General features: G+C 62.0%; 25 protein-coding genes and 7 pseudogenes. 11 read left to right on the top strand and 21 right to left on the bottom strand.

Annotated elements, in window-relative coordinates; all coding sequences use genetic code 11:
- Positions 1 to 8: 8 nt before the first annotated feature.
- Together istA and IVB54_RS08335 are read right to left on the bottom strand one after the other, a co-directional pair.
- Positions 9 to 1,499, bottom strand: a pseudogene (gene istA / locus IVB54_RS08340) (IS21 family transposase); the annotation flags it as partial.
- A 115-nt stretch (positions 1,500 to 1,614) separates the two neighbouring features.
- Positions 1,615 to 2,232, bottom strand: a pseudogene (locus tag IVB54_RS08335) (NADH-quinone oxidoreductase subunit D); the annotation flags it as partial.
- 145 nt (positions 2,233 to 2,377) lie between these two features.
- Here IVB54_RS08335 and IVB54_RS08330 point away from each other — a divergent pair.
- Both IVB54_RS08330 and IVB54_RS08325 read left to right on the top strand, forming a co-directional pair.
- Positions 2,378 to 2,633, top strand: a pseudogene (locus tag IVB54_RS08330) (DUF3551 domain-containing protein).
- Positions 2,634 to 2,732: 99 nt separating this feature from the next.
- A complete protein-coding gene (locus tag IVB54_RS08325; protein WP_247777155.1) occupies positions 2,733 to 3,707 on the top strand; it encodes a patatin-like phospholipase family protein in 975 nt (324 codons plus the stop codon).
- Here IVB54_RS08325 and IVB54_RS08320 read toward each other — a convergent pair.
- From IVB54_RS08320 to IVB54_RS08300, 5 genes are all read right to left on the bottom strand, one after another.
- On the bottom strand, positions 3,704 to 4,564 hold the full coding sequence (locus IVB54_RS08320; RefSeq protein ID WP_247777154.1) for an SIR2 family protein: 861 nt from the start codon (positions 4,562 to 4,564) through the stop codon (positions 3,704 to 3,706). The genes IVB54_RS08325 and IVB54_RS08320 overlap by 4 nt on opposite strands.
- The gene (locus IVB54_RS08315) at positions 4,565 to 5,044 is read right to left on the bottom strand and encodes an NUDIX hydrolase (RefSeq protein ID WP_247407367.1); all 480 of its coding nucleotides are present in this window, start codon (positions 5,042 to 5,044) and stop codon (positions 4,565 to 4,567) included.
- Positions 5,045 to 5,117: 73 nt separating this feature from the next.
- Positions 5,118 to 5,903 (bottom strand): succinate dehydrogenase iron-sulfur subunit, encoded by a 786-nt coding sequence (locus IVB54_RS08310; RefSeq protein ID WP_247777153.1) that lies wholly within the window; start codon positions 5,901 to 5,903, stop codon positions 5,118 to 5,120.
- 38 nt (positions 5,904 to 5,941) lie between these two features.
- A complete protein-coding gene (locus tag IVB54_RS08305) occupies positions 5,942 to 6,106 on the bottom strand; it encodes a hypothetical protein (protein ID WP_204511968.1) in 165 nt (54 codons plus the stop codon).
- Positions 6,078 to 6,587 (bottom strand): DUF2243 domain-containing protein, encoded by a 510-nt coding sequence (locus IVB54_RS08300; RefSeq protein ID WP_247777152.1) that lies wholly within the window; start codon positions 6,585 to 6,587, stop codon positions 6,078 to 6,080. Before IVB54_RS08300 ends, IVB54_RS08305 begins: the two co-directional genes overlap by 29 nt.
- 228 nt (positions 6,588 to 6,815) lie before the next feature.
- On the opposite strand from IVB54_RS08300, the gene IVB54_RS08295 reads away from it, so the two are divergent.
- Both IVB54_RS08295 and IVB54_RS08290 read left to right on the top strand, forming a co-directional pair.
- Positions 6,816 to 7,295 carry a DUF4142 domain-containing protein gene (locus tag IVB54_RS08295; protein WP_346658845.1) on the top strand — a complete coding sequence of 160 codons (480 nt, stop codon included), beginning with the start codon at positions 6,816 to 6,818 and terminating at the stop codon, positions 7,293 to 7,295.
- A gap of 146 nt (positions 7,296 to 7,441) precedes the next feature.
- On the top strand, positions 7,442 to 7,702 hold the full coding sequence (locus IVB54_RS08290) for a hypothetical protein (protein ID WP_247777151.1): 261 nt from the start codon (positions 7,442 to 7,444) through the stop codon (positions 7,700 to 7,702).
- A 530-nt stretch (positions 7,703 to 8,232) separates the two neighbouring features.
- Here IVB54_RS08290 and IVB54_RS08285 read toward each other — a convergent pair.
- Together IVB54_RS08285 and IVB54_RS08280 are read right to left on the bottom strand one after the other, a co-directional pair.
- Positions 8,233 to 8,433 (bottom strand): hypothetical protein, encoded by a 201-nt coding sequence (locus tag IVB54_RS08285; RefSeq protein ID WP_247403530.1) that lies wholly within the window; start codon positions 8,431 to 8,433, stop codon positions 8,233 to 8,235.
- Positions 8,434 to 8,638 (bottom strand): annotated as a pseudogene (locus IVB54_RS08280) (hypothetical protein).
- Positions 8,639 to 8,785: 147 nt separating this feature from the next.
- Between IVB54_RS08280 and IVB54_RS08275 the strand changes: the two are divergent.
- The gene (locus IVB54_RS08275; protein ID WP_247403534.1) at positions 8,786 to 9,355 is read left to right on the top strand and encodes a DUF1236 domain-containing protein; all 570 of its coding nucleotides are present in this window, start codon (positions 8,786 to 8,788) and stop codon (positions 9,353 to 9,355) included.
- Positions 9,356 to 9,402: 47 nt separating this feature from the next.
- Positions 9,403 to 9,591, top strand: coding sequence for a hypothetical protein (locus IVB54_RS08270; RefSeq protein ID WP_083926604.1), 189 nt, complete (start codon positions 9,403 to 9,405; stop codon positions 9,589 to 9,591).
- Positions 9,592 to 10,224: 633 nt separating this feature from the next.
- On the opposite strand, the gene IVB54_RS08265 is transcribed toward IVB54_RS08270, so the two are convergent.
- From IVB54_RS08265 to IVB54_RS08235, 7 genes and pseudogenes are all read right to left on the bottom strand, one after another.
- Complete coding sequence (locus IVB54_RS08265; protein WP_247403537.1) at positions 10,225 to 10,398, bottom strand: hypothetical protein; 174 nt, start codon at positions 10,396 to 10,398, stop codon at positions 10,225 to 10,227.
- Between the two features lie 28 nt (positions 10,399 to 10,426).
- Positions 10,427 to 10,717, bottom strand: coding sequence for a hypothetical protein (locus IVB54_RS08260; RefSeq protein WP_247403540.1), 291 nt, complete (start codon positions 10,715 to 10,717; stop codon positions 10,427 to 10,429).
- A gap of 46 nt (positions 10,718 to 10,763) precedes the next feature.
- Positions 10,764 to 11,609: pseudogene (locus IVB54_RS08255) on the bottom strand (glutamate-cysteine ligase family protein).
- Positions 11,599 to 11,958, bottom strand: a complete 360-nt coding sequence (locus IVB54_RS08250; protein ID WP_247403543.1) for an asparagine synthase-related protein — start codon at positions 11,956 to 11,958, stop codon at positions 11,599 to 11,601. Before IVB54_RS08250 ends, IVB54_RS08255 begins: the two are co-directional and overlap by 11 nt.
- A 102-nt stretch (positions 11,959 to 12,060) precedes the next feature.
- Positions 12,061 to 12,549 (bottom strand): asparagine synthase-related protein, encoded by a 489-nt coding sequence (locus IVB54_RS08245; protein WP_247403546.1) that lies wholly within the window; start codon positions 12,547 to 12,549, stop codon positions 12,061 to 12,063.
- Positions 12,549 to 13,043 (bottom strand): hypothetical protein, encoded by a 495-nt coding sequence (locus tag IVB54_RS08240; protein WP_247403549.1) that lies wholly within the window; start codon positions 13,041 to 13,043, stop codon positions 12,549 to 12,551. The genes IVB54_RS08245 and IVB54_RS08240 overlap by 1 nt, the downstream gene beginning before the upstream one ends.
- A gap of 12 nt (positions 13,044 to 13,055) precedes the next feature.
- Positions 13,056 to 13,277 (bottom strand): hypothetical protein, encoded by a 222-nt coding sequence (locus IVB54_RS08235; protein ID WP_247403552.1) that lies wholly within the window; start codon positions 13,275 to 13,277, stop codon positions 13,056 to 13,058.
- Positions 13,278 to 13,803: 526 nt separating this feature from the next.
- Between IVB54_RS08235 and IVB54_RS08230 the strand changes: the two genes are divergently transcribed.
- From IVB54_RS08230 to IVB54_RS08220, 3 genes are all read left to right on the top strand, one after another.
- The gene (locus IVB54_RS08230) at positions 13,804 to 15,159 is read left to right on the top strand and encodes a PAS domain S-box protein (RefSeq protein WP_247403555.1); all 1,356 of its coding nucleotides are present in this window, start codon (positions 13,804 to 13,806) and stop codon (positions 15,157 to 15,159) included.
- Positions 15,152 to 15,526 (top strand): response regulator, encoded by a 375-nt coding sequence (locus IVB54_RS08225; RefSeq protein WP_247403556.1) that lies wholly within the window; start codon positions 15,152 to 15,154, stop codon positions 15,524 to 15,526. Before IVB54_RS08230 ends, IVB54_RS08225 begins: the two co-directional genes overlap by 8 nt.
- Before the next feature lie 369 nt (positions 15,527 to 15,895).
- On the top strand, positions 15,896 to 16,087 hold the full coding sequence (locus tag IVB54_RS08220; RefSeq protein WP_249808924.1) for a hypothetical protein: 192 nt from the start codon (positions 15,896 to 15,898) through the stop codon (positions 16,085 to 16,087).
- Between the two features lie 670 nt (positions 16,088 to 16,757).
- On the opposite strand, the pseudogene IVB54_RS08215 reads toward IVB54_RS08220, so the two are convergent.
- Positions 16,758 to 18,640: pseudogene (locus IVB54_RS08215) on the bottom strand (diguanylate cyclase).
- 597 nt (positions 18,641 to 19,237) lie between these two features.
- Here IVB54_RS08215 and IVB54_RS08210 point away from each other — a divergent pair.
- Positions 19,238 to 20,647, top strand: a pseudogene (locus IVB54_RS08210) (efflux RND transporter permease subunit); the annotation flags it as partial.
- A gap of 60 nt (positions 20,648 to 20,707) precedes the next feature.
- Here IVB54_RS08210 and IVB54_RS08205 read toward each other — a convergent pair.
- Complete coding sequence (locus tag IVB54_RS08205) at positions 20,708 to 21,496, bottom strand: nucleoside phosphorylase (RefSeq protein WP_247407109.1); 789 nt, start codon at positions 21,494 to 21,496, stop codon at positions 20,708 to 20,710.
- Positions 21,497 to 21,530: 34 nt separating this feature from the next.
- Between IVB54_RS08205 and IVB54_RS08200 the strand changes: the two genes are divergently transcribed.
- Positions 21,531 to 22,091, top strand: coding sequence for a class I SAM-dependent methyltransferase (locus IVB54_RS08200; protein ID WP_247777150.1), 561 nt, complete (start codon positions 21,531 to 21,533; stop codon positions 22,089 to 22,091).
- A gap of 264 nt (positions 22,092 to 22,355) precedes the next feature.
- Here the strand turns inward: IVB54_RS08200 and IVB54_RS08195 are convergent, their stop codons facing one another.
- Genes IVB54_RS08195 through IVB54_RS08185 form a run of 3 tightly spaced genes read right to left on the bottom strand, consistent with a single transcriptional unit; the run spans position 22,356 to position 26,011 of the window.
- Entirely contained in the window at positions 22,356 to 23,561 is a 1,206-nt protein-coding gene (locus IVB54_RS08195) for an ABC transporter substrate-binding protein (protein WP_247478678.1), read from the bottom strand.
- A gap of 22 nt (positions 23,562 to 23,583) precedes the next feature.
- A complete protein-coding gene (locus tag IVB54_RS08190; protein ID WP_247777149.1) occupies positions 23,584 to 25,275 on the bottom strand; it encodes an AMP-binding protein in 1,692 nt (563 codons plus the stop codon).
- Positions 25,262 to 26,011: an ABC transporter ATP-binding protein gene (locus IVB54_RS08185; protein ID WP_247407117.1), complete on the bottom strand. Its 750-nt coding sequence runs from the start codon at positions 26,009 to 26,011 to the stop codon at positions 25,262 to 25,264. The genes IVB54_RS08190 and IVB54_RS08185 overlap by 14 nt, the downstream gene beginning before the upstream one ends.
- Between the last annotated feature and the right edge of the window lies 1 nt (position 26,012).

Genomic DNA, 26,012 nt, shown 5'->3' with positions numbered 1-26,012 from the left:
CAGATGGTTCTCCTGAGGTTGTCGTAACGGGCACAGTCGGCGATCGGGGCGTGGCGCAATGTCAGTGCGGCCGGGGTGAGAATGTTGGCTGGCGGCGCAGGATCACGCTGGCGGGCCAGGATGTTGAGCACGACATCGGCGGAATGAACGCCGTGAGCGATCGCCTCGGCGCAGGCTGCTTCGACGGCCGGCAAGCCGTCGGTCAGAACCGCGTTGAGGATATCGACCATCTGCCGGTTGCCATCGTCGGCACTGGTAAGCTTACGCCGCACACGTTCGATCGCAGCCGGAAGCACCCAGTCCTTGAAGGGAGCGCCGTTGCGCAAGGCACCGGGTTTGCGAGCCAGTACCGGCACGTAATGCCAGGGATCATAGGTCGTCTCGCCGCGGCCGAACGAGCGAGCATGCTCGGCAACGATGCGTCCGTCCTGACGGATCACAATGCGGTCGGCGTAGGCGTGAACCTCGACAGGCCGCCCGACAGCGTTGGCCGTGACCGAGTATTTATTGTTGTCGAACCGCACCAGACAGGTCGTCGAGACCGATGCCGGCACCGCGTGGAATCCGTCGAACCGGCCGGCATAGGGAACGAGCTTCGGCCGCTCGGCTTCGAACACCTCCCAGACCGTCTGTTCGGCCAGTTCTGGATGCCGGTGCGCCTTGGCGTAGGCGATGCACTTGTCCAGCAGCCACGCGTTCAACTCGTCGAGGGTTTTGAACCGCAGCCGCGGCGTGAAGAAGCGCTCCCGGACAAGCCCAACCTGGTTCTCGACCTGGCCCTTCTCCCAACCCGACGCTGGCGTGCAGGCAACCGGATCGACCAGGTAGTGGCTGCACATCTGCATGAAGCGGCGATTGTAGAGACGCCCTTTGCCGACGAAGATCGTCTCCACCGCCGTCTTCATGTTGTCGTAGATGCCGCGCACGCAGGTGCCCTTGAACAGGGCGAACGCCCGGTCGTGGGCGTCGAACACCATCTCCTGTGTCTCGCGCGGATAGCAACGCACGAACAGCATCCGGCTGTGGCAGAGCCGGACATGGGCGGCCTTCACCATCACCGTCACGCCATTGAGCAGGACGACCTCGTGGCTCCAGTCAAACTGGTAAGCTTCTCCGGGCGCAAAGCTAAGCGGGACGTAGGCAGCGGCCGTGGATTGTCCGCGCTCCTTGCTCCATCGCCTGGCGTAGCGCCGCACGGCGTCGTAACCGCCGTCATAGCCGCGCTCACGCAGCTCCTCGAACATCCGGATCAATGTCAGTTGCTCGCGAGCGGACTTGCCCGCGTTCCCTGACAACAACCCGTCGAGTTCTGCTGCCCATCGTCCCAGCTTCGGCCGCGGCTGGACAACACGCTCGTACTCGAATGAGGTCTCTCCCGATCTCAGCACCTTCCGGACTGTGTTCCGCGACACCTTCAGGTCACGGGCGATCTCCTTGATCGTCTTGCCCTTGATGAAGTGCTCGCGCCGTATCCGGGCGATTGTCTCCACGATCAGCATCCCCGACCACCTGCTTCATGACGAAGCAGGCAGCGCAACAGACCAACCTGTAGGGGGTCAATTTTGGACGCCGATCCCCCGGCTTAGGGGGTCAATATTGCAGGCCGAATGACACAATATCCACGTTTCGGGCCTTGAAGATGCGGTTGAGCGAGAGCAATCGATCCAGATCGTCCACCACACGTAGGAAGGGATCGCACCAGGCTTCGATATCGTCAATCAGTTTTGGTGGCAGGTCCTGATGCACGCCGCCGGGGCGATAATAGTTGGCATGCATCCGGCTGCCGGACGCACGCTCGTAGAACACCATGAGCTTCTCGCGCTCTTCGAAGCCCCAAAGAGGCGGCGTCAAGGCCCCGACGTCCATCGCTTGCGTCGTGACGTTCAGAAGATGAGACAGGATGCGGCTGATCTCGTGATAGAGCACCCTGATCAGCTGCCCTCGCCGCGGAACTTCAAGGCCAATCAGTTTCTCGATCGCCAGGCAAAACGCGTGCTCCTGCGTCAGGGGAGCGACATAGTCCAGCCGGTCGAAATAGGGGATTGCCTGAAGATAAGTCTTGGCCTCGATCAGCTTTTCGGTGCCCCGATGTAGAAGACCGATGTGCGGATCGACGCGTGCGACGATTTCGCCGTCCAGTTCGAGCACGAGCCTAAGCACGCCATGGGCGGCGGGATGCTGGGGACCGAAGTTGATGGTGAAGTTTCTCAAGCTGGGAGACTGCTCAGGCATATCGCTTCGCTTCCGATCGAGGACATCCCTCACCTTAATCGTGATCGACATCGGACGGCTTCACACAGGTTAACGATTCGCCTCGAACCTGGAAAAGGAGCCATGAACGTTGCACTTTGGAACGCCGCTTCACCAGCGACGTTCAATGCTGAAATTGGAGATTTCCATGGCACATCGATTGCTTCGAGCTGCCGCCTCTCTCGCGTTCGTGACGAGCCTCGGCTGCTCGACGGCCGCCGTCGCACAAGACCGCTACTGCCTTCAGGGCCGCATCTGGGGCTATCCCGGCAACTGCCAGTTCGCCAGTTACGCTCAGTGTATGGCAAGCGCATCGGGAACGAACGCCTTGCGGCGTCAATCCTCGCTATGCCTATGCACGGCGAAATAGGGGATATCGGTGAACATGCCCGGCTTTCGGGTGGTAAGCGAGCGTCTCTCAGACCGACCCTCTCACTAGCCCGAGCGAACCCATGGCAGCAGAGCCAACGCTCACGGCCGTTGTGTTCGCCGGCGGTCTCGGCCTTGGCGCGTATCATGGCGGCGCATTTGAAGCCCTCACTTCTGTCTCGCCGCACATCGACTGGGTGACCGGTGCGTCCGCGGGCGCGATCACGGCGGCATTGATCGCGGGATGTCCCATCCCCGACCGCCTCGCGAATTTGCGCGGCTACTGGCATGCTCCCGCCGCGCCTGCCGTCACAAGGAGCCCCAGCCGCCACCTGTCCGCTTGGCTGAGTTCAATCAATACGCGCCTGCTTGGCCACACTGGCTTTTTCCATCCCCGCCTGCCTCTACCGTCCTTCCCCTTCACGGGTCTGTACGATCTCGGCCCAACACGCGAACGCCTTCAGCGATTGATCGATTTCGGGCGTGTGAACAATGGCGAGCTGCGCATTTCCATCTGCGCAACGGACCTCGAAAGTGGCGATGCCGTGCTGTTCGATTCGTCGTCGGAGCGGATCGAAATGGATCACATCCTGGCCAGTTGCGGATTTCTTCCCGAATTCGGTCCGGTGCAGGTTGCCGGGAGATGGCTCGGCGATGGCGGGTTTTCGCTCAACGCGCCGTTCGATCCGGTCCTCGAAGCTCCAGCCTCGCTTCGCCTTTACGTCGTCGACCTCTATGCACGGGACGGCAACGTCCCTGACGGCCTCGAGGCCGCGGCTGAGCGCAAGAGCGATCTCACCTTCGGCAATCAGACCTTTCAGCGCCTTCGTCACGCCCTCGAAGCTCGCCAGCTTCGCGCCGAGCTACAGGGCCGGGATCGCAACGACAGGATCTATCTCCTGAGCTACCGACCCGGCCGCGAGGAAGCCGGCCCTGAAAAATCTTTCGACCTGTCGGAAGCGGCCATGGCGCAGCGTTGGCGCGCGGGCTTTTTGGACATGCAGCATGCCGGATCCGTGGCTCTCCGGAACGGGATATGCAGCGTAAGGCGAGGCTCGCAGCGTTTCAGCGCGCCAGAGTCCGCCTAGGTCTCTCGGTCGATACGCTGGCGGATGTCCAGCAAGAACCGGCTAACACCTTCATCCGGGCTGACGCCGTCAGGCGGCGCGATGGTGGTGATGCCCCAGTTCGCCAATACGGCCTCCTGCACCGGATTGCGTTGCGTGACGAAAGCGAAGGACCTCGGTCGGTCCTGGCGGTGCCCGGACTCATCCCAACTCTGCCAAATCCGATGCAGCAGGAGCCGAATGTTGGGATCGGACATGCTGTATCCGATGAAAAGCAGCGTGCTGCCCAAAGCATCGGCGCGAAACCGGATATCGAGTGGCGAGTCGAACGCGAGCCGGTTGAGGAAGTCGGTCTCGGTCAAGACGAGCGAGGCATCGTCGTCGAAGTCGCCATGAAATTTGATGATGTGCGTGACGCCGGAACGGGCGCTTGCAATGTCCTTTGCGTTGCTGATCTTGGCATAGGGCTTTTCCAGGACCTCGAAGGCCGTCTCGAGGTTGCGGTCGTAGTTCGTGGTGTAAATGGTCGGAAAATCGAGCTCCACGATCAGCCGGTGGAGCCGTGAGGCCGCGATCCTGTCCGGGTCGACGCGCCAGTTGCGGTCGAGCCAGCTGCGGAGCGGGCCGATTCCGCCGCGCTTCAGCCGGTAGTACTCCGCCAGCATCTGATAGCCGCCGTGCATCCCAGCGATCACGTCGCGCTCAAGTCCAAGGTCATCCAGCAGATGGTCGATCAGAGAATGCCAGGACGGCAGGCCGACAGCCATCGAGACGCCGGCGCCGACGAACAGGATCGCGCAGCGTCGCTTGATCGCCGCGGCCAAGACCTCATGAGGCGGTCGCTCCTCGAATGCGAGTCCGGTCGGTTGCTGGTTCATCTACCTTGAATAACTGGACGAGACGCGGGTTCCTGGAGCCATGCCATCGCTCGGCGGTGAGGAGGCGGTCTTCTCCGTCTGCGCCGCGAAGCGGGCGATTAGACGACGAAGCTGCGCCTTGTGCACCAGACGGCCCGCCGTCTTCGGCGAGACCCAGATTGCTTCACGCTCTCCCTTTTCCGGCCACCAGCGCTCCTGCCCGTGGACCCTCATGGGAAAGACGGCAACGTTCATGGTCCGCTTGCGATCACCCTTCCGTTTACGATGCTTGAAGGAGCCCAGCGCGCGCTTTGCGGTGACACCGACGAGACCGGCCTCCTCGTACGCCTCGAGCGCAGCCGTACGGTGCGGCTCCGTCTTGCGCATCGGCGATCCCTTCGGGACACTCCACCTGCGCTTGCGCCTGGTCGTGATCAGCATCACGCGCAACTCGGAATTGTTCAGCATGAACGGCAACGCGGCGAATTGTTTCTTGCCCATCAGGCACCTCCAGTTTGGCCGATAAGCCTACGTCGCAGCCATCGTTCCTTTCTGCGGGGAGTGTCCGTCCCGGTCAGAACTTCCGTTCGACCATCTTGAGGCGCAATCCGGAAATGGCTTCGCCCGGATTCAAGCCCTTGGGACACGCCTTCGCGCAGTTGAGGATGGTGTGACAGCGATAAATCCTGAAGTGGTCTTCGAGCTTGTCGAGACGCTCGCCCGTCGCCTCGTCGCGACTGTCATTGACCCAGCGCGCCGCCTGGATCAGGGCCGCTGGGCCGAGGAAACGCTCGGAATTCCACCAGTAGCTTGGACAAGATGTCGAGCAGCAGGCGCAGAGGATGCACTCGTAGAGCCCGTCGAGCTTGGCCCGATCTTCATGGCTCTGTCGCCATTCCTTCGGTGGTGTGGGTGACACGGTTTGCAGCCAAGGTTCGATCAATGCGAGCTGTGCGTAGAAATTCGTCAGGTCGGGAACGAGGTCCTTGACCACTGGCTGATGCGGCAAGGGCAGCACGCGCAGCGGCTCGCCGTTCGGAACGTCCTCGCTCATGGACTTGGTGCAGGCGAGCGTGTTCTGGCCGGCGACATTCATCGAGCAGGAGCCGCACACGCCTTCGCGGCAGGACTGCCTGAATGTCAGCGTGGCGTCGATGTTGTTCTTGATCCAGATCAGACCATCCAGAACCATGGGCCCGCAATCGCTCATATCGACGAAGTAGGTGTCGAGCCGGGGATTGCGTCCGTCGTCGGGATTCCAGCGATAGACCTGGAATTCGCGCAACGATTTGCTGGCCGGCTTGGGCCAGATCCTTCCCTTTTCGACGCGGGAGTGTTTCGGAAGCCTGAACTCGACCATGTTACCTCCGGGAAGACATGAGGCGTGATAACCGCGCATCAGCCGGGATTGAAGCAGCGTAGTTGCAGAAGATCATCCAGCGACACACCCAACAGCACGATGCGAAAGGCCGGTGCTGTAGCGAGCATCAGCAGCAATATAAAAATGGCATAGACCAGAGCTGGCGGGGTCTCTCTAGCGAGGCTGTAGACTGCTTTCCGCATGGACCCTCCCTTGCGTGCCGGCGCGTGTCATGGCGGCGCCGATGACCAACATGGCCGCACCCCATAGCAGGAAGCCGATGTCCCAGAAGATGCGCTGCTCGTGAGGCACGGTCTCATTCACCTGGTGCAGCTTGAAGACCTCATGGTCAACCACGCCTTCAACCAGATTGAAGATGCCCCAACCGAGCAACACCGCGCCGAGACACTGGCCGCGCGACCAGTGGATGTCAGACCTGCGCGCCCGTTGCCACAGCACATACAGGCCGAGGAGCACAACAACATAGGCCGCGCTGTGGAAGATGCCGTCCCAGGTCGTGTTGAGCTTGACGTTGTCGATGGAGTTGAGCGGATACCAGCCGCTTAACATATGATGCCATTGCAGCAGCTGATGAAACACGATGCCGTCAAAAAACCCGCCCAGACCAAGCCCGAGAAGGACGCCCGCGGAAATCGGGAAGCTGCGTGAATTTCTGTATTGCATGATTTTGCTCGTGCGCCGGTCGGCATCTGGATGATGGACAAACCGTCCTCAGTGCTGCCGTTCCTATGATCATGACGCACTTCCCGTTCCAATAACCTGCGTTAACCTGCCGGCTCATGGCACGATGCCGATGACATCAGGCGGAGCATCGCCCGGCTGTTTACGGCGGCGATAGGAACGTTCGAAACGATCGCAGCGTCTTGTGAATCCAACATTGGAGATTCCATCATGCTGAGAAGATCGTTTTTACTTGCATTGGGCGGCCTCGGACTATCGACCTACGCTGCGCAATCCAAACCAGTCCCACAGCGGGATTTTCGAACGGCCGACCTCATGGGTGGGGCGTTTGCGATGCAGACGAGTCAGCTCGCCCTGACGCGCACCGGCAATCCCGACATCATCAACTTCGCGAATGCAGAGATCGCCGAACAGGTCCAGGTCGCGAGCGCGCTCGGAGCAGCACCTGGATCGGCACCACTGCGACCGGATCATGCCGCCCTCTTTCAGCGCCTTCAGGCCACACCATCGGGTCCCTTCGACCGGATGTATGTGCAGGGGCAGATTCGCGGGCACCGTGAATTGCTCGCGCTCAACACGTCCTATTTGCGATCCGGTGGCAACCCCGGCGAACAGCAGGTCGCACAGATGTCGCTGCCGATCATTCAGCGCCACCTGGCGATCCTGAGCAATCTCAGGGAAGTCGGCTAGAGCTTCACCCCGGCGACAAGGAGGTACAAATGGCAAGAAGGTCGGGACGGCCCGCCGTGGAACACGGCAAAGGCAAGAGAGGAAACGGCGCGCAACGACTCAAGCGCGAGCGGAAGTGATGGCCGTAGCGTTGGCGGTGGCCGTAGGTGACGGGCGCCGCCAAAGTCGCCGATAATCAAACCGCGAGGAGCGCCGAGATGGCATATGCCCTGGATGGCGAGAAACTGAGCCGCACGTTTTCAACGAAAGAGGAAACGCTGAAAAAGGCCGAGGACGCTGGTCTGGTCGAAAGCGACGGTAGTCAGCCGAGGCTCGAGGATGACCTGAAGATCAAGCCCTGCTCGCCCGACCCCGAACCTCGAAGCGAGGACGACCTCGATTGGACGCCGGGAAACCCAGCGTGCTGATCGCCCAATCTAGCAGCCTTTGCAGATGCTCTTGATCTTTCGATCGACATGGGAATCCTGAGAGTTCTCCGAGCGTATTTCGGCGTCGCCCGGCATCGACGGAGCGGGTGTCGCAGTTCCGTCAATCCGTCCGCTGCTGGTCCCTCCTGCCGGATTTCCTGCCCGCCCGACGGTGGTCGATCCTTGCGGGCCGCTACCCTTGATTGGGCCGTTCCGGCGGTGTTCGTGCCAGTAGCCGTCGTGCCTCGCCAAGCTGCTGCCGCGTCGCCTGGATTGCCCAAGCTGGGCGATGCACCACCCGTCTGGTTTGTAGCTCCTGCCGACCCAACGCCTAAAGACCCAAGGCTTGAGGCACCGCGGGCCGACCCAGGGCTTGTGGCACCGCCGGTGCCGCCGCTCGTGCTGCTCGCGCTTGCTCCGCCCGATCCTCCCGAACCGCCGCCACCGCCACTCTGCGCCGAGGCGGCCCCTATCGACGCGGTCGCCAGGAACGCGATCAACATCAGGCTCGAAGTTGTCTTAGCCATTGCTCAGCTCCTCTCACGATCATTGTGCGTGTGATGTTGATCGCGCTCACCACCGCCTCCCGAGACGTGTGATTTGCGGTCGTTGGTAGCCGTTCCGGGCGCAGGGCGCTCATGCTCGCGACCTTCCTTTTCGGGGTGCTTGCGATCCTGCCGCGAGGAGCCCGGACCACCGAAGCGCTCAGTGTCTGAGTTCTTGTGTGGCATTCATCGGTCCTGCTGGTAGCCTTGGTTTGTCGTGTTCTGCTTGATGTTGCCGTGACGGCCCTGGGTGTCGAAGTTCTCGCGGCCGGGCACCTTTTCGTCTGTCTCGATCCTAGGACGGGCACCTTTTCGTCTGTCTCGATCCTAGGATCAGATCCGGGTCCCTTGTCGCTGCGCTGCTCTGGCGGTACGGGGGCATTTTAGTCATTGCATGCTCCTTGCTTCGGTCCCGCGACCTCATGCGCTGGCAATGAGATGCGGTGGCGGTCGTTCCTGATCGATGCTGATGCATGCCGTAGGAACGAACGATTCCTGCCCGTGTTGACCCCTAGTTCATACCGAAGGCTTTTTGTTCATGGTCAAGGATCTATCGCGTGAAACGGAGAAGGACGGCACCCGAAAGCTGATGATGGCGGGATCGGTCGTGGCCGCCGTCCTGTTTGTAGGTTTCATCGTCTGGTTCGCCGTCCCCCAGATGTTCGGGGCAACAGACTATCTGGGCCGCCCCTCCACGGGCGCAGACAAAGGTGCTGCGGCTACGACGGTCGGCACTGGAGTTCCAACCCAGCACGAAGCGGTCAGCAAAGCGGCGAAGGAGAATCCCGCGGGCAACGAGGACACGACGGGCGGTCGCGCTCGGGATATTCAGAAGACCAGTCAGCCCGCTGGCCTCAACGATCAGCAGCGCGAACAGCTGCGCTCCATCCTCTCGTCAGCGCACGGTCCCACGATGGATCGCCCCAATTTCGAGATGATGATCGGCACTTCGGTCCCGCGCCAGACCGAAGTGGCCGACCTGCCGCCCGAAGTCACCCAAGTGCTGAACGGATTCTGGGGCAACCAGTACCTGATAGCCGGAAAGGATCTCGTCATCGTCGATCAGCATTCGCGCCGCGTCGCGGCAATTGTCGCCGGCGTACGCTGATCGCGTGCCGCCGCATGGACATGGACAAAGCATCAAGAGGACAACTTATGCCGAAAGCGAAAGCGCCTGAAAACGACCCGAGAGAAACACCGGTCGACGATCCGCGACAGCAGACGGATTTGCCGACCCACCGGCAGACGGACCAGCCTTGGCAAGGGAATCCCGAGAAGGAGCAGATCGACCCAAAGCGTCCCCCGATTGATCTCGAGCGGTGGCAAAAATCGAATACCCACTAGCTGCCAGGCACGTACCTTGTTCACGCGTCGAGCTCGTGGATGATTCCTTTCATGGGCGCCTCGACCCGCAGAGCCTGCCAACCGCAGCATGTAGGCGCGATAACATAGGTAAAAATTCAGAAAACATCCGGCGCCACTCAGGAAACACTGCAGCTTCCTTCCGATTGTGCCCGAGTTTCCGCCTCAGGCGAAGATGCTGGGGTCGGTTGTTGGCCCGCAACCGACCTCCAGTCTGTTGCCAGACGGCTGCAACCCAAGAGGAAGTTTCGACGTTCCGGTTACATCCGCCGGCGCCTCAGCGATAGAGCGAATATCGGATGCTTCAAGTTAGCGCCCCATGTCAGCGAAGCTCGGTGCGGTGCCGGAACGTTCTGCATTAGCCATTCGGAAGGCCGAAGGGCCCTCCCTGTATCCGCGCAGGAACGTCCCCCGCCATAACGAATTTTCAGAAGTCACTACGGGAGAAGACCGAAACGATCATCCCGAACTGGCAACTGCAATGCTCGCCGCTGCCTTTTCTGCTGTGGTGCTGGTAACGGGGCAGCTTTACGTGGAGCACCGCACAACCCGGGAAATGCGCGTGACACAGCAAGCAAGCGTCAAGGAAGGAGTAGACGCGCCGCGTCAGCGAGGTCATAATACTGGCGATAGCCGGGCGAGGATCACCGGGCCGCCTTCGAACGACTTGGCGCCGTCTGCGCTGCCAAGCAGCGTCTCGGCTTCGAGGGAGGCGCCCTTCACTGGAAAGCGCTGCTCCGGGGTGAGCTTTTCCCAGCCGAAGTAACGCGCTTCGGCGAAGGCCCCCATTTCATTTGCCCGATCCGGAAATGGGCGCTTACCGGCAGAAAACGTCTCTCGAAAACCCAGCATAGCTATCGAAGGGGCCTGGCTCGAATTCCGACATGTCGACCTTGTGCTTGCGAATGAAAGGATGGATCTTTCGCGCGGTGAACCGCGTGTTTTGGTAAGCGGCAATGAGCCAATCAACGGTGGGCGAGGACGTGATCCACTGGATGACGGAGCGATGGGGTCTGGCTTCGTACGTCGAAGTGCCGTCGTCCATAAACTCGTCGAACAGCTTGCTCGGTCTGCGATCGAACACGGGAAGTGGCATCGGTATGCTCATGTTCGCTCCTGTTCTTGTGGCATCATCGTCGCCAACGCGCGTGTTGTTAAACAATCTCTTGGTTGGACGCCCCAGAAGACGGATCGACCTGCCCGGCTACCGTGGCTTGGGCGATCCACCGATTAACTTCGCCCAGGTTGCGCCCACCGTTCCTGTAGACCCGTCTCTCGTGGCCAAGATGCAGTTTGTTTCGTATCGTTGAGCACGCCACTTGTTCTCAGCTGCGATTGCTCGATCGACGTTCGTCACCTGCTCTGAGAGAGGTGCGGCCTCTCGTACAAGTACCGCGACAACGCGCGATACAAGGATGCGATCGCAACCGCGTCATCAACCCGGGTGCAGACGTCGGGAGCTCGCAATCCAGGGTGGGGTGGCGGGACGACGGACGCATTCCCCACCACACGTAACTTTCGTCGGGCAGACGAGAGCAGCTACATACTCTTCGTATTGCGGTGTCCAAGGGTTCTAAGATCCTCGATCATATCCTCATAACGCGGCTTTGGACTGGGCTGCGAGTACCGCCACGATGCGGTGCCATGATCGCCGAGCCGTATTGCGCGGCGACGGCAGCAACCTCGCGCCGCAGAAACTTCAATTCCTCGCGAGCGTCGTTGGCGTGGATATGGACGTTCGTGGCGACCTCCAGCTGGGCCTGCAGCATCTCGCGCATCGCCTGGCCGCCCGTAGACCAGCTCGCAGCTTCGAACAGATCATTCGGCGTTTGAGTGGCGACATCCAGCGTCTTCCTGTCCGCAAGGAAGTACTCCTCCTCGATCCCGAACGAGTACTCGCTGGTCTCATCGACGCCGGCAGCGGAGCGGATGATCAGGTGGCCGCCGTCACGGCTCAGCTGAACCCTCAACATCTGCAGTATTTTCGGATCAAATCGCATGCGCTTGCAACCACGCTTCGAGAACAGCCGCCTGCCACAGGCGCGAATGGCCCTTCGGGCTCATTTCAGCTTCAGGATGCTGCAGCATGTGATCGATGAAATCCGTGCGATACAAACCCCGCATCGCGGCCTTCGATGAAGTCATGATCTCGCGAACATAGTCGAGGAATGGACCTCTCAGGTAGCGCAGAGAAGGAACTGGAAAATAGCCCTTGGGCCGATCGATGATGGCTCTCGGCACATCTCTACGGGCCATGTCTTTGATAATCGTCTTGCCGCCGCCGCCAACCTTGAGGCTCGAGGGGACGCGCGCCGCGAGCTCCACGACTTGATGGTCGAGAAACGGCACCCTCGCTTCGAGAACCAAACGCCATGGTCATGTTGTCGACCCGCTTGACCGGATAAATCGATTCGGAGATCATGCTTTGTCGACGGGAGATGCTGCACCGGCTCAGGCGAAGAACGTTTCCGCGAAATCCCGGCTGAAGTCTTCCGAGATAAAGTCACCGGATAGAAGCTTGACCAGGTCCGCGTGCTTCCAATCGAAGTAGACGTTTTGGTACTGCTCGGCGGCATCATTGGCAGGCAGGAAAGAGGGATACCAGCTGTAGCCGCCGAATATTTCGTCCGCTCCTTGTCCAGTTTGGACGACCCTCACTCGCTTTGAGACCTCGGCAGACAGCAGATAAAACGCAAGCGCATCGTGGCTGACCATAGGCTCCGACATGGACGTGATCGCCTCGGGGAGTGCATCCAGCGCGCCAAGCCCGTCGATTCGTATCTGCTCGTGCTTTGTCCCGAACTGGCGCGCGATGAGGTCGGAATACTCGAACTCATCGCCGGAATGGCTCCCGACGCCATCAAAGCCGATCGAGAAGGTCCGGATCTCCCGATGACCCTCCCGACCGGTGCTAGGCTCCCATCTGACAACGGCGAGCATTAATATGTTAGCAAGGGCGTTCTTGGAGTGCTGGCGTCCTGGCCCACCGGCTGCGCCCGCTCTGCCATCGGGTGAGATCTTGGATGGCTTGCGAATGGGCCGCGCCATCTCATCGGGCCGGGGAAGCTGTTGGCAACGTCCAACGCTCCTTGTTCATTTGTCTCCAGCGCTATTTTCTGCGCAAGCATGACGTCCCCTTCAGCCAAGGCGCCTGCAGGGACAAAGCACCATCCCGGGCCCAGGTGGCCGTTTCCGTCGAGCTCGTTGATATTCGCTGATGTTCCTCGCCTGATGCGATATCGCTTCCCGCTGTGACAGCCGACGACGTCAAAGTGGCCATTCGCTTCGAATTGCATCTTCTGGTGAGGCGACAGCCAAGCGCGGAGCAGCTGCCGGGCTCGCGCATGGCTTGTGTTCTCTTCGCGGCAAGCGCGGTACAACCGCCTTACGGCCCATGCCCGCACGCTCCAGCGGCCTCGACGGGAGTTATGCATTCGCCCAGCCGACTAACCACCCACAAGACGCGGGAAAAACAACGTCTCTTCTACGGTGGGGTCGAATCTGGAGATCCTGCTCACGTCGCCTTCGGCAGTGCGGGCCGCCGCGGTGAAGCCTTTGCCCGTCATTTCCAAGAAGCGCCGCTCGGCATCTGCCAGCGCCCTTGCATCCGTATTACTGAAGTGGTGACGGCTATCGCCGCTGTGGTCCATCACGATATGCGTTGCCATTTAGGGCTCCCATTGTCTGCTTAGCAGCAATGTTGCAGATGACGCACCCGTTCCTATTACCCTTCTGAGCGCCGGCGCTCCAATCGTGGGGCGATAACAGGAGGTTGCCGCAGCCGGCGGCGGAGAATCACCGAGCGATGCCTTTCGACCGCCCCAGCCATCGGGCACAGCTCGCGGCCTCCCGGCGTCATGAGGACGCCGGACGCCCAGCCGTCCAGGAATGCCTAGATCAGCTCGGCATTCGGCGAGCGGTCGTGCTCAACCATTCGGGCCAGCAGTCTGCGGCTGCTGAATTGAGCCCGGACCGAGAAGAACGTACTGGCGGAGCCGGGGGCCCAAAGAGACGAGGGATCTACTCACGCGCAATGGCATGCGCGTAGGAACGTCCGTTCTGTCGCGCGATTGCAGTTCCGAGGGCGTTTCAGACCGGCTTCGATCTCCTTCCGGCCTGCAGGCCAAGTGGAGGCAGCAAGTGACGGACGATCCAGTTAGCCGACCCAAACGAGGCGCACCCAGCAGTGACGAAATGTTGCGCCTTCTGGTGGAGAGTGCAACGGACTTTGCGATCATGGCCTTAGACCGACAAGGCGTTGTCACAAGCTGGAATGTTGGGGCCGAGCGACTGTTGGGCTACGCCGCCAACGAGATCGTCGGCCGCGACGGCGACATCCTGTTCACGCCTGAGGACCGCGCTGCCATGGCTCCTCAAAAAGAGCGTGAGGAGGGCCGCGCCCGAGGGCGGGCGGAAGACGAGCGCTGGCACGTACGGAAGGATAGCTCGCGCTTCTGGGGGTCAGGGGCCATCATGCCACTTGCGGACGGGAGCGGCTTCGTGAAGATCCTGCGCGATCTGACCAAGCGCCGGAATGCGGAGGAGCAGCTCCGCAAAAGCGAGGAGCTCTTTCGTCTGCTGGCCACCAACATTCCCCAACTCGTGTTCCGCGCGCGCGGCACCGGCGAGCGCAACTGGGGCAGCCCGCAATGGATCGTGTTCACCGGAGTGACGTTCGAGCAAAGTCTCGGCTTCGGGTGGCTCGATGCGGTCCATCCCGACGATCGTAATGTGACCGTCGCGGAATGGACGCAGGCTCGTACAACCGGCGAATACTACGTCGAGCACCGCATCCGAGAAGCGAAAGAGGGCGAGTACCGCTGGCATCAGACAAGGGCGAAGCCGCTCGGCCTCGCTCAGGACGAGGACAGCGACTGGGTCGGCACCTCAACAGACGTCCACGACATGCGAGGGCTCCAGGAACGCCAAAAGGTCCTCTTGGCGGAGCTCCAGCACCGAACCCGCAACCTGCTTGCGGTGGTACAGTCGATCGCGCGCCAGACGATCCGCACCAGCGGCTCGACAGACCAATTCGCAACCGAGTTCGAGGGCCGATTGCGCGCTCTCAGCCGGGTGCAGGGGCTGCTCGCGCGGGTCGACCACGGCGCCATTGATCTGCGGGAGCTTATCGAGCTGGAGCTAACGGCGCACGGCGACGGTGGTGTAGAGCCGGGCAAGGTCACGATTGACGGTCCACCGGCCATGCTGCCTCCCAGCTCAGCTCAAACATTCGCGCTTGCGATCCATGAACTCGCCACCAATGCGCTCAAGTACGGGGCATTGAGGCAACCGGCGGGTAGGCTCGAGATTCTGTGGGGGCTGGAGGGAGCTAACGGGTCCAAGCGGCGAGCCGTGCTTGACTGGCGCGAGAGCGGCGTCCAGATGCCGCATGGAAGCGGCCGTCCGGCTCGGAAGGGCTACGGCAGCGAGCTGATTGAGCGCGCGCTCCCCTACCAGCTTAATGCCAAGACCTGTCTGGAATTTGGTCCCGACGGCGTGCGCTGCCGGATCGCAACCGAGATTGAGAGCCATGGGGCTGTGGATGGCTGATGCAGCGAGAAGGGTGCTGGAAGGACGACACGTGCTGGTGGTCGAGGACGAATACATGATCGCTGTCGACCTTGCGAGGGCTCTCGAGGATCTCGGCGCGACGGTGATCGGTCCCACAGCCTCCGTGGCAGACGCCTTGGCGCTTGTCGCAGGAGAGTCGGCGCTCGATTTTGCCATCCTCGACGTGAATCTCGGTGCCGAGAAGGTTTTCCCTGTAGCCGACGATCTGCGCGCGCGAGCAGTGCCGTTCATCTTCGCCACCGGCTATGACCAGTGGCTAATACCGAGCGCATATGCTGACGCCCCCCGGTTTGACAAGCCGGTCGACGCGCGTGCGCTTGCACGCGCGCTGTCCACCTCCGAGTAGAGAGCGCAAAGCAAAGGCTTTTGCGTCCGCCCGAAGGGGAACAGCGAATGCCGCCGAGGGTTGCAAGTCGGCTTCTTCGTCCCGTTTATGTTTTCCTTCGATCGGCATCAGCACACCTCTCTCCGGCCACTGCCTTGCGCGGCTACTTGGTGGCTTGTCGCTTTTCTCTGGCCGTCTCATACCGGCAGATGGGCGGAACGCGCCAGCACACGCCGATACTGACGGCGCGAGATTCTGGTGCCCGGTGACACGCCCGCCATAACATTTGCGACGGCCGACCGAAAATAAATCGCAGGCGCAATTAGCTTATGATCCTGCAGCTTCCATTCCGCCGGAGATACAACCGCCCAGCAACGGAAGGGAGTGTCAATGTTGATCAAACGCAGGCGACGGTTCAAGCAAACAGTTTCTCTCGAAATTCGGCTGGCGAAGTTCGCCATGACTCTGCGAGAGCAGGCGGATCAGAAACCTCCGGGAGAGGAACGCAAGTCCTTGCTGAAGCGCGCTTATAACGCAGATCGAGCAATAGAGCTGGAGCGGCAGCTGCGCGAACATCAGTAGCGCAGCAGGGATCTGAGCGCCGAACGCCCCATGACGGCCGTTCGGGGCAAGCATTGCAATCTAGAGAAAAAGGCGTGAAGGAAGGCCTCTGGATCCGACTTGTCATGCTTAACCAGTGCGAGACCTGTTCCGCTCACCCCCAGCAGGACGCAGACGGCAAGTGAACAGTTCCGAGGTCCCGCCGGCTGCTTGTGGAAGGCAAAGTTCGGAGAACGCTCCATCTGGGCTTGGCGCTGCTATCAAGCAGCGCTCGCATTAGGATGCATGACGAGCCTGCCCCGGAAGCTCGCTCCGGCGCAGATGTAGACTTCTGCGGAACGGAACGAATCAGCGCGACCGCGTTGAATCGGCATGTGTGCCGTGGCGTTGCGTCAGTCTCGTTCGGGAGTATCGCGCGTCCACGGCGCCATCAAAGCTGCTATTCCTGGTTACATCGAGCCGTGTAATCCCACGTTGCGCGAGAGGCCGCCGCGCGGCGAAGACTGGGTCTAAGAAATTAAGGCGGACGGCTACCGCGCCCAGCTGCATCTGCGAGATGGTAAGGTGGGTGGCGCTCCTCAATCTCGCTCGTCCACCCCGTCTTAGAACGACCTGATCGGATGGCGGGCGGAACGCTGCCAGCGGTCGCTTGCGCCTCAGCATCAGGAGTGCCGGGCAACAGCGGCTGGGCTCATGCGCTCTTTGCGCCGGGCCAAGGGATAACCTGACCTGCCATCACCAGCCGATCGCGACCGCTTTCCTTGGCCGCATAGAGCGCCCGGTCTGCTGTCGCGACAAGGGCGTCTTCGGTGACACCCTGGATGGGGGTGTTGGTGGCGCCTCCCAGGCTGACCGTGACAAGCTTCGAAGGCGGATTCAGCGCGTGCAACATGCCTAGCTCGCGCAGCGCCTTCCGAACTCGCTCACTCACCTCGGCGCATCCGTCGGCGCCGGTGTTGGGCAGCAACAGCGCGAACTCCTCGCCGCCGTACCGAGCAGCCAGGTCGGCGGGCCTGCGAACCTGCTCAGCCAAAATCCTGCCCAGCGAGCGCAGGCAGGCATCGCCTGCCTGATGGCCGTATTGGTCGTTGAATTTCTTGAAGTGGTCCACGTCGATCAGCAGCAAGGAAAGCGGCGTTTCATCGCGCTTGGCCCGGGCCCATTCCTCGGCAAGACGTTCGTCGAAATGGCGACGGTTTGCCAGTCCGGTCAGACCATCGGAGGTGGCAAGAGTTGCCAGCTTGTCATGCAGATCCTTTTGCTCAGTCATGTCCCGTGAGATGGCGACCACTCCGTCGATCTCGTTGCTGAGCGCGGACCGGGTGACCCGCAGCGCCGTCTCGACCCAGATCTCGGACTTCGCCCGAGTGCGAGTCCGGTAGATGATCCGCGCCTCTTCGGCTTCCCCCGTCTTGAGGGAGTTGATGGCCTGCTCCAACCGGGGACGATCCTCAGGATTGATCCCGGCAAGCGCCGGCGTGCCGAGCAGCTTGGCAGGCTCCCACCCGAGAACGCGCGTGCAGGATGGCGAGACGTAAAGGATTCGCTCGTCCAGACCGATGCGCATGACGATGTCGCTCGACTGCTCGGCCAACAGGCGAAAGTCCGCCTCCTTCGCCACCAACGCCGCCGCCATGCGTTGGCGCTGCCAGAGGTAGCGCACCAGAAAACATCCGATGAGCGCGATCGCCAGTGTGAGGCCGGAGACGATGGTCATGCGCACGGCCGCCTGCCGACGCCACGGTTCGAGAACGTCTTCCTCTGCTTTGGTCGCGACCGTCAGGATCGGATAACGGGTGCTCAACCGATAGAAACTCAGGCGTTGCCGCCCATCAAGCGGAGACTTGAAGTAGTAGACGCTGGCACTGGGTCCGTTTCCCAAATTCGAAAACAGCGGCGAGTTGGAGAGGTCCCGGCCCACATAGGCGCCCTGGTCGTCGCCGCTGCGCAGAGACACCGCGCCGTTTGGACCGATATCGAACTGCTTGTAGAATTCGGCGAAGTACGCGACGTCGATGCTCGTCAGCACCACACCAGCGAAACTGCCGTCCGGATGATTGAAGCGCCGAGACGCGGTGATGATCCACTGGCCGCCCGAACGGCTTTTGACAGGTCGGCCGAGCAGTGTGCCGCGGTCAGCACTCGCGCGGTGCTGCTGGAAGTAGTCGCGGTCGCTGTTGTTCAGGCCGGCCAGATCGACGTCCTCGGTGGTGGCCAGCCAGCGGCCGGTTTCGTCGTAGACGAAGATGCCGCGGATCCGCTTCCTGTTGTACTTGCGCGCCTGAAGGAAAGTCTGGATCTTGGTCAATGCGCCGGCGCTCGTTCGGCCGATCTCTATGCGATCGACCATACCGGCGAGGATGGTGTCCGCAAGTTCGAACATGTCCTCGGCGTGCTGGTGAGCGAACTGGCCAGATTGGCCATGTCCACTTCCGCGTTTCTCAGGTCGACCTGGCGAGCTTCCCATTCCCGCCATCCGCTCAGGGTGAGGATGGCAACGCAAGCCAACGCGACAAAGCCCGCGACCCATAGCGGGACGCGGGACTTGCCCACTTCTCGGCGGCTGGTTGACATCTAGGAGGCGGCTCCGTTCGCGGCACGTTCCCACCGAGGTCTTAATGTCGGCTTGCCTGCCCGGCAGCGGCAGGCGAGGTGGTAAACGCCTCCTCTCCAAGTCGCTCACGGCCTTCGTGAGAAGCTGCGGACGGAGTGAGCGATTGGTTTGACCTCACAGAAGCGCTGCCCCTGCCGCGCTGCGCCGGAGGGGTTCTGCCGCCGAGGAATGGGGCGAAAAAGGAACGGTCCCCGCGCGCTGGGAACGCACAGGACCGGTTGAGTCGACAGACGGAGGCGAAGCCGTGCGTCTTGCAGAAGTCTGCGGTTGTGGAGTTAACGATCCATATCGCAGTTCCATTCGGCGATATTGCGCAGTGGAGGATAAAAGGCTCGTCCGCACTGATGTGGCCTCCGTGTGCAGGCCAGGCCAGATTGAAGACGCCCGCTGAGTGACGGAGCGCGAGGTGCAGGGGTGCTGCCACTGCCCCGGTGTGCGGCGCGCACGGGCGCGTTGGAGCGAAACGGGATGTCAGGGCCGGCCAAAAGCCTGGGATCCTCCTGGGCGGCCCAAAAGGACGGCTGAGCTATGTCGCTGCGGATCCCGGGTGGCGACCCTCGGTGTACGGCAAGGCGGGGCGGGCGGCAACCGCGACCGATCCGGCGCCGTCCGAGATGTTCGAGACGATCGTCAATCTCAAGCCGAAGGAGAATTGGCGCCCCGGCATGACCATCGACGGACTGATCGCCGAAATGGACAAGGCACTGCAGTTTCCCGGGGTCTCCAACGCCTGGACCATGCCGATCAAGGCCCGCATCGACATGCTGTCCACGGGCATACGAACGCCGATCGGCGTCAAGGTGATTGGCACCGACCTGGTCGAGATCGACAAGCTCGCCAAGCAGATCGAGCAGGTCCTCAAGGCCGTGCCGGGCACCTCATCGGCCTATGCCGAGCGTGGCATCGGCGGCTACTATCTGGAAGTCACCCCCAACCGTGCCGCGCTGGCGCGCTACGGCATCATGGTCCAGGACGTTCAGGACACGATTGCGACTGCGCTCGGCGGCCAGACCGTGACCACGACCGTGGAAGGGCGGCAGCGCTTCACCGTCAACATGCGCTATCCGCGCGATCTGCGCGACAATCCGCAGGCCATCGCGAGCGATGTGCTGGTGCCGATGCCCGCCGGCGGCGCTGTGCCGCTCGGCGAGGTGGCGAAGGTAGCCCCTACGCGCGGTCCAACCTCGATCCGGACCGAGAACGGGCAGCTTGCGACCTACATCTATGTCGACATCCGCGACCGTGACCTCGGCGGCTACGTCGCGGACGCGAAAGCTGCGGTGCAGGCCAGCATTCAGTTCCCGCCCGGTTACTACGCGATGTGGAGCGGTCAGTACGAATATCTGGAGCGCGCCACCGCGCGGCTGAAAATCGTCGTGCCCGTCACGCTGCTGATCATCTTCCTGCTGCTCTACCTGAACTTCCGTTCGATCGTCGAGACGATGATCGTGATGCTTTCGCTGCCGTTCGCGCTGGTCGGGGGGCTTTGGCTGATGTGGTGGTTGAGCTTCAACCTTTCGGTGGCGGTCGCCGTTGGCTTCATTGCGCTCGCCGGCGTCGCCGCAGAGACCGGCGTCGTCATGCTGATCTATCTCAATCAGGCGCTGGCGGAGACCGCGGCCAGGCGTGCCGCCGAGGGGCGGGCCCTGACCCGCGGCGACCTCTATGACGCCATCATGGAGGGCGCGGTGGAGCGCGTCCGCCCCAAGATGATGACGGTGGTCGCCATCATGGCGGGCCTGCTGCCGATCATGTGGAGCACCGGGACGGGCTCGGAGATCATGCAGCGCATTGCGGTGCCGATGATCGGCGGAATGATCTCATCCACGCTGCTGACATTGGTCGTGATCCCGGCGATCTTCGGGCTGTTCAAGGGCTTCCGCTTGCCTCCCGAGGACAACACCAAGGGACAAGCGCCGGAAGTGACGAAGCCCACCGTATTGCGTTTACTGGAGCCTGCTGGGTGAGGTGAGGAAGGGGGTTTTGTGCAACGCGCCGAGCATAGCCGATTGAGGAGACGAACCCCTCTATTCTTCGGCCAAAGCAGCTACTATTGGGCCCAGTATCGCCAACGCATCCACCGCGCCGTCGTCTTCGCCCTTCTCGAAGTCCGCGCCCGTTTGAGCCATCGTGTTCGTCACGTGAGCGACGCAGAGGACTTTGCTTTCGGTGGCGCCGGCGAAGGCGTACAGCGCGGCCGCTTCCATCTCGACCGCAAGTATTCCCCGGTCCGCGGCTGCTTGAACAGCTTGGCTGGTCTCGCGGAACGGAGCATCCGTGGTCCAACTTGCGCCCGCGATAGTTCGCGGTGCGCCGTGTTTGATTGCCTCTTTCGCGACTTCCAGCAGGTGAGGACACGCGCTGGCATACTCCGAAGGCGGAGCGTAGTGGTAGCTAGTCCCTTCGTCGCGAAGCGCCCGTTCGATGATGATGAAGTACGGCGGTTCGCCGGCAGCGACTATCTGCCCAGCGGACGTCAAGCTGATCAGGAGGCGACAGCCGCTGGCAAACAGCTCCTCGGCGACCAGAACGGCGAAGGAGGCCCCCACGGCCCGTCCGACGATGCCGACCTCCCTTCCGGCAAGGGAGAACACATCGAGCTCAGTGTGATAGCATGGCCAGCCTCCGAAGGGCTTTGCGCGCCCGGTCCGGCGGAGATGGCGCACGAGATCGCCGTCCGGATCGAGCAGGCAAACGGAGGGGACGCCGACCGCCTCGATGTTCTTCTGTCGGCGTGCTTCCCGCATCAAGGCAGCCGGCATGAAAACGGAGGGAGCCGAGGGGTCCTTGTTCTCAAGGATCGGGGGGATGGCCATCTATGCACCTTGAAACGATGGAGGGACGGAAGCCATGAACGACCTCGACCGCCAGGCTCATTGGCAGAGCGTATACGCGACGAAAGCGGAAAGGGAAGTAAGCTGGTTTCAGGAGGATCCGGCTCCGTCGCTCGATCTCATCACCGAAACCGGCATCTCGACTGACGACGGCATAATTGACGTCGGAGGCGGCGCTTCACGGCTGGTTGATGGCTTGGTGCAACGGGGCTTTACCCGGGTAGCGATCCTGGATCTCTCCGCCAAGGCGCTTGAAGCAGCCAAACAGCGGCTTGGTCGCGGCGGCGAGGCGGTCGCCTGGATTGTTGCGGACGTCACCACCTGGAATCCTTCGGATACCTTCGACCTGTGGCATGATCGGGCCGCTTTCCACTTCCTGACGGACCCCGCCGACCGCGATGCATACATCGCTTGCCTGAAGAAAGCGGTTCGCCCAGGCGGTCATGTCATCATCGCGACGTTCGCGCCCGATGGTCCCGAAAGGTGCAGCGGGCTCCCGATCGTGCGGTACGATCCGGAAGCCCTGGCCGAGACGCTGGGGCCCGACCTTCAACCTCGTCGGCTCTCGGCGGCATGATCACTCGATCCCAGGCGGCAATATGCAGCGTTTCAGTTCGGCCGTCTTCTGCGAAAATGACAGGGTATGAAGTGGCCCGGCGACTAGGGTTGCCGGCCTGGCAGCGCACCTACTCGGCGGGACGGTCTGGGCTTTGGCGGTTTCGGCCTCCATCGGCTTCCCCTCGCCGCAAGTATGATGGGCTCGCAAGTGCTCTACCCATCCTACGAGCATTAAGCTCGACGGCGATGCCTGCAGCTTAGGCGTCGCGTCATTCTCAACCGTCTATTTCTCGCTCTTGTACGACTGGTTCTTTGCGATCGTCACCCAGCGGCCGTTCTTGATCTGGCCAATGGTCGCGGCGGACACGCCGAGATGATTGTCCTTGGAGAAGGACACCGGCGCGCCACCGAAGATGTCTTCGAAGACCTTGCCGGATTCCATCGCAGCGATGAGAGAATCCGTCGTCAGGTTCTTGCCGGCGAGGCCGGCATAGAACGCGAACGCCATGGCGCCGTCATAGCCCGAGGTGGATTGCAGATTGGGATCGATGCCGAACATCTTGCGATAGGCTTCGATGAATTCCTTCACCTTGCCCGTTGCCGTATCGGGATAAAAAATCTCGGTCTGGCCGACACCGAAAATGCCTTCGGTGGCGTCCTTGCCGAGATCGTGCAGGTCAGGCACGTAGCTCGGTGACGACACCACGTAAAGCGGCGTCCAGCCGAGCTTCTTGGCGGCGGTGACGATGCCGACGGACTCGCGGACCACGGAGCCGAGCGCAACGAGATCGCAACCGTCCGCCTTCATGCGCGCAACCTGCGAGTTGAAGTCGGTTGCACCGCGCTTGAACGACACGCGGGTGGCCTCGGGCACCTTCAAATCCTTCAGCTGATCGGAATAGGCATCGGTAAAATTCTTCCCCATCTCGTCGTCCTGATAGACGATGCAGGGCTTCTTGATGCCGTTCTTCTCCATCACGTACTTGATGCCTAGGCGCATCGTGTCGTAGTAGGGGCTAAACATGTTGAACTTCAGCCTGTCCTCGGGCTTGGCCGGATCCATCTTGAAGGTGAATTCGGCGGCCGTGATCGGGAATAGATGCGTCAGGCCGGCGCCCTGCACGAGCGGCATCGGCGCCAGCGTCGTGGCCGAGCCCATCGCGGACACGATCGAGAACGCCTTGTCGAGCTCGATGAGCTTCTGCGTCTGCAGCACGGCCTTCTTCGGATCGTAGCTGTCGTCCTCCAGAATGAGCTTGATCTTGCGGCCGTTGATGCCGCCGGCGGCGTTGATCTGCTCGACTGCAAGCTTCATGCCCGAGGAAGCGGGAACGCCCCATGACTTGATCGGCCCGGAGAGATCCATATGCGTGCCGATCACGATCTCAGTGTCGGTAACGCCCTGCGTCTTGAACTGTGCGAGCGCGGGCTGCGCCGGCAAACCCGTGAGCGCGACGATCGCGGCTGACAAAAGGAAACGTGAAGTCATGGTATACCTCCAGGGCTTTCGGTTATGCGCTCTGTGAAATGGCGCTTGCTGTTACGGAATGTTCTCTAGGACGCAGCAATCGTCTACGCAGCACGAGCATGGCGCTCATCTCGGGGTCGCCAGGACCGAGCGAACGCTCGATCAAGGTGAAATCGTCGATTTTTACGGGCGCCCGCGCATTGGTCTGCGCGATCACGCAGCCGATCAGTGCGCGGATGTCGTCGGAGCGGCAAAGGCTGAGGAAGTGCGTGAATGGAATGCTGTTGTCCTGCGCGAACTTGATGACTGAATCAGCGTCCATCAACACCGCAGCAATCACCCTTCCCTCGTCATCGCGATGCAGGAAGGCATCGGCGACGTAGGGCGATGTCACGAGATCGGCTTCGCTTCTGAGCGACGCGGCGCCGCAGTCGAGCTGATCCGCGACACGTCCAGCGGGATGCGGCTGGCCGGAATGGACGACATCGCCGCTATGCCACCAGCCGTCGCGGACCGCGTTCTCAGTCTCGCCCGCGTAACCAACAAACAGCGTATCGGACCTTAGCCGGATTTCGCCTGATACCAGCGTCTCCAGCGTAACGCCATCGAGCGTTCTGGGCGTGCCGCGATGCGGAGCCAGCGTCACGGCCCCGCCGGACTCGGCCTGGCCATAGGCATCGGTAAGCGGCCGCCGGATCGCCGCGAACCAGGCACCAACATCGGCGCGCGCCGGCGCCCCCGTCGTGAGGCACAGTCGTGCCCGCGATAGACCGAGGCGAGTGCGGACCCGCGTCAGGACCAAGGCATCGAGAATGGGGCTCGGTCCGTCGCTTCCGGGCTTCACGGCCAGCGCGACCATGCGGCGCTGAAACTTCGTCGCCTCCGCCGCAGCGAGTTCGACGCCGGACTTCAGCTTCGCCCACATCCGTGGCGGCGCCTGCACGACGGTCGGCTGCAATTCCCTGAGATCGGCGAGCACCGTCTCGCGGCTCTCGGGAAAGTTGATGATACAGCCCGCGAGCAGCGAGGCGTAAACGCCGACCACGCGTTCCATCACATGATGCAGCGGCGTCAACGACAAACGCTCGTCGCTCGCGCTCAACCGCAGCTCACTGGCGGCGCGCGCAGCCTGCCGGCCGAGGGCCGCCTGCGTGAGCAAGGCACCGCGTGCCGGCGCCGTAACGCCCGAGGTCATCACGATGGCCGCGATCGAGGCCGCGGCAGGCCCTGCAAGCAGCTCGGCGCTCGCGCCGCGGGCCTGCAGCTCGGCCAGAGTCATCACGTGGCCGACGCGCGCGCCGTCGTCCCATTGCTCGTGCATGACGACGATCAGTCGCAATCCCGGGCAACGATCCCGGATGCCGAGCGCCCGGTGCAGATGCGCGTCCCCGGCGACGAACAGAATGGTGACCTCAAACAGATTGACGACTCGCGCCAACTCTTCAGCATTAGCGTCAGCGTCGAGACCCGCCGAAATGCCGCCAGCGGCCATGATGCCGAGATCGGCGAGCACCCAATCCGCGCAGGTGTCGCCGCAGATGGCCGCCACGTCGTTGTCCCGCATACCGACTGCGCGCAGGCCGCGGGCGATCGCGGCGATACGCGTCGCGGCCTCCGTGCCGCTGAGCGGCTGCCAGAGCCCGTAACGCTTCGAGCGCATGACGGTCGCCGCGCCGTGCGCCGCGAGGGCCGCGGCAAGACGTGCCGAGAGTGCCTCGTTTTCAGCGCCCGCCATGACCACCTTCACTGTGCATACCCAGATAGAATTCGCGGACCTGGTCGGACTGGAGCAGATTGGCGCAAGTGTCGTGCATCACCACACGGCCGACCTCGAGCACGTACCCGTAATGCGCCGTCTCCAGTGCCATCTTGGCGTTCTGCTCGACTAGCAGGATTGAGACTCCCTCCTCCGCATTGAGCCGGCGGATGATCGTGAAAATCTCCTTCACCAGCAACGGCGAGAGCCCGAGCGACGGCTCGTCCAGCAGCAGCACTTTCGGGCGACTCATCAGCGCCCGACTGATTGCCAGCATCTGCTGCTGGCCGCCGGAGAGCTGTCCCGCGATCTGGTTCTGCCGTTCGCGCAGCACCGGGAAATAGTCGAACACCTTCTCCAGATCACTGGCGATGGTCTTGCTGTCCTTGCGGATGTAGGCGCCCATCCGCAGATTGTCGCGGACGGAGAGGAATGGAAAGACCTCGCGTCCCTCCGGCACGTGGCTGATGCCGAGCCGGACGACCTTGTCCGGCTCCATGGAGCGGATCTTGCGGCCCTCGAACTCGACCGTCCCTTTTATGGGATCGAGCACGCCGGAGATGGTCTTGAGAATGCTGGTCTTGCCGGCGCCGTTGGCACCGAGCACGGTGACGATCTGCCCCTGCATCAGGTCGAGGCTGATGCCGCGGATCGCGGTAATCGGCCCGTAGGTGCTCTCGACATTGGCGAGACGAAGGATTGGCTGCGCGTCCATC

This window comes from Bradyrhizobium sp. CW1, assembly GCF_023100665.1.
Lineage (GTDB): Bacteria > Pseudomonadota > Alphaproteobacteria > Rhizobiales > Xanthobacteraceae > Bradyrhizobium > Bradyrhizobium canariense_D.
Note: the sequence above shows the minus strand (reverse complement) of the source record. Positions and strands in the feature narration are given on the sequence as shown.

Excerpts from the sequence above, each read along its gene's own strand:
- IVB54_RS08195 (WP_247478678.1), bottom strand. The coding sequence starts at position 23,561 with ATGACTTCACGTTTCCTTTTGTCAGCCGCGATCGTCGCGCTCACGGGT.
- IVB54_RS08315 (WP_247407367.1), bottom strand. The coding sequence starts at position 5,044 with ATGGGCAAGAAACAATTCGCCGCGTTGCCGTTCATGCTGAACAATTCC.
- IVB54_RS08205 (WP_247407109.1), bottom strand. The coding sequence starts at position 21,496 with ATGGCCATCCCCCCGATCCTTGAGAACAAGGACCCCTCGGCTCCCTCC.
- IVB54_RS08230 (WP_247403555.1), top strand. The coding sequence starts at position 13,804 with ATGTTGCGCCTTCTGGTGGAGAGTGCAACGGACTTTGCGATCATGGCC.
- IVB54_RS08240 (WP_247403549.1), bottom strand. The coding sequence starts at position 13,043 with ATGCATAACTCCCGTCGAGGCCGCTGGAGCGTGCGGGCATGGGCCGTA.
- IVB54_RS08295 (WP_346658845.1), top strand. The coding sequence starts at position 6,816 with ATGCTGAGAAGATCGTTTTTACTTGCATTGGGCGGCCTCGGACTATCG.
- IVB54_RS08225 (WP_247403556.1), top strand. The coding sequence starts at position 15,152 with ATGGCTGATGCAGCGAGAAGGGTGCTGGAAGGACGACACGTGCTGGTG.
- IVB54_RS08200 (WP_247777150.1), top strand. The coding sequence starts at position 21,531 with ATGAACGACCTCGACCGCCAGGCTCATTGGCAGAGCGTATACGCGACG.
- IVB54_RS08285 (WP_247403530.1), bottom strand. The coding sequence starts at position 8,433 with ATGCCACACAAGAACTCAGACACTGAGCGCTTCGGTGGTCCGGGCTCC.
- IVB54_RS08300 (WP_247777152.1), bottom strand. The coding sequence starts at position 6,587 with ATGCAATACAGAAATTCACGCAGCTTCCCGATTTCCGCGGGCGTCCTT.
- IVB54_RS08190 (WP_247777149.1), bottom strand. The coding sequence starts at position 25,275 with ATGGCGGGCGCTGAAAACGAGGCACTCTCGGCACGTCTTGCCGCGGCC.
- IVB54_RS08265 (WP_247403537.1), bottom strand. The coding sequence starts at position 10,398 with ATGGGGGCCTTCGCCGAAGCGCGTTACTTCGGCTGGGAAAAGCTCACC.
- IVB54_RS08270 (WP_083926604.1), top strand. The coding sequence starts at position 9,403 with ATGCCGAAAGCGAAAGCGCCTGAAAACGACCCGAGAGAAACACCGGTC.
- IVB54_RS08275 (WP_247403534.1), top strand. The coding sequence starts at position 8,786 with ATGGTCAAGGATCTATCGCGTGAAACGGAGAAGGACGGCACCCGAAAG.
- IVB54_RS08310 (WP_247777153.1), bottom strand. The coding sequence starts at position 5,903 with ATGGTCGAGTTCAGGCTTCCGAAACACTCCCGCGTCGAAAAGGGAAGG.
- IVB54_RS08220 (WP_249808924.1), top strand. The coding sequence starts at position 15,896 with ATGTTGATCAAACGCAGGCGACGGTTCAAGCAAACAGTTTCTCTCGAA.
- IVB54_RS08245 (WP_247403546.1), bottom strand. The coding sequence starts at position 12,549 with ATGCTCGCCGTTGTCAGATGGGAGCCTAGCACCGGTCGGGAGGGTCAT.
- IVB54_RS08260 (WP_247403540.1), bottom strand. The coding sequence starts at position 10,717 with ATGAGCATACCGATGCCACTTCCCGTGTTCGATCGCAGACCGAGCAAG.
- IVB54_RS08185 (WP_247407117.1), bottom strand. The coding sequence starts at position 26,011 with ATGGACGCGCAGCCAATCCTTCGTCTCGCCAATGTCGAGAGCACCTAC.
- IVB54_RS08235 (WP_247403552.1), bottom strand. The coding sequence starts at position 13,277 with ATGGCAACGCATATCGTGATGGACCACAGCGGCGATAGCCGTCACCAC.
- IVB54_RS08305 (WP_204511968.1), bottom strand. The coding sequence starts at position 6,106 with ATGCGGAAAGCAGTCTACAGCCTCGCTAGAGAGACCCCGCCAGCTCTG.
- IVB54_RS08320 (WP_247777154.1), bottom strand. The coding sequence starts at position 4,564 with ATGAACCAGCAACCGACCGGACTCGCATTCGAGGAGCGACCGCCTCAT.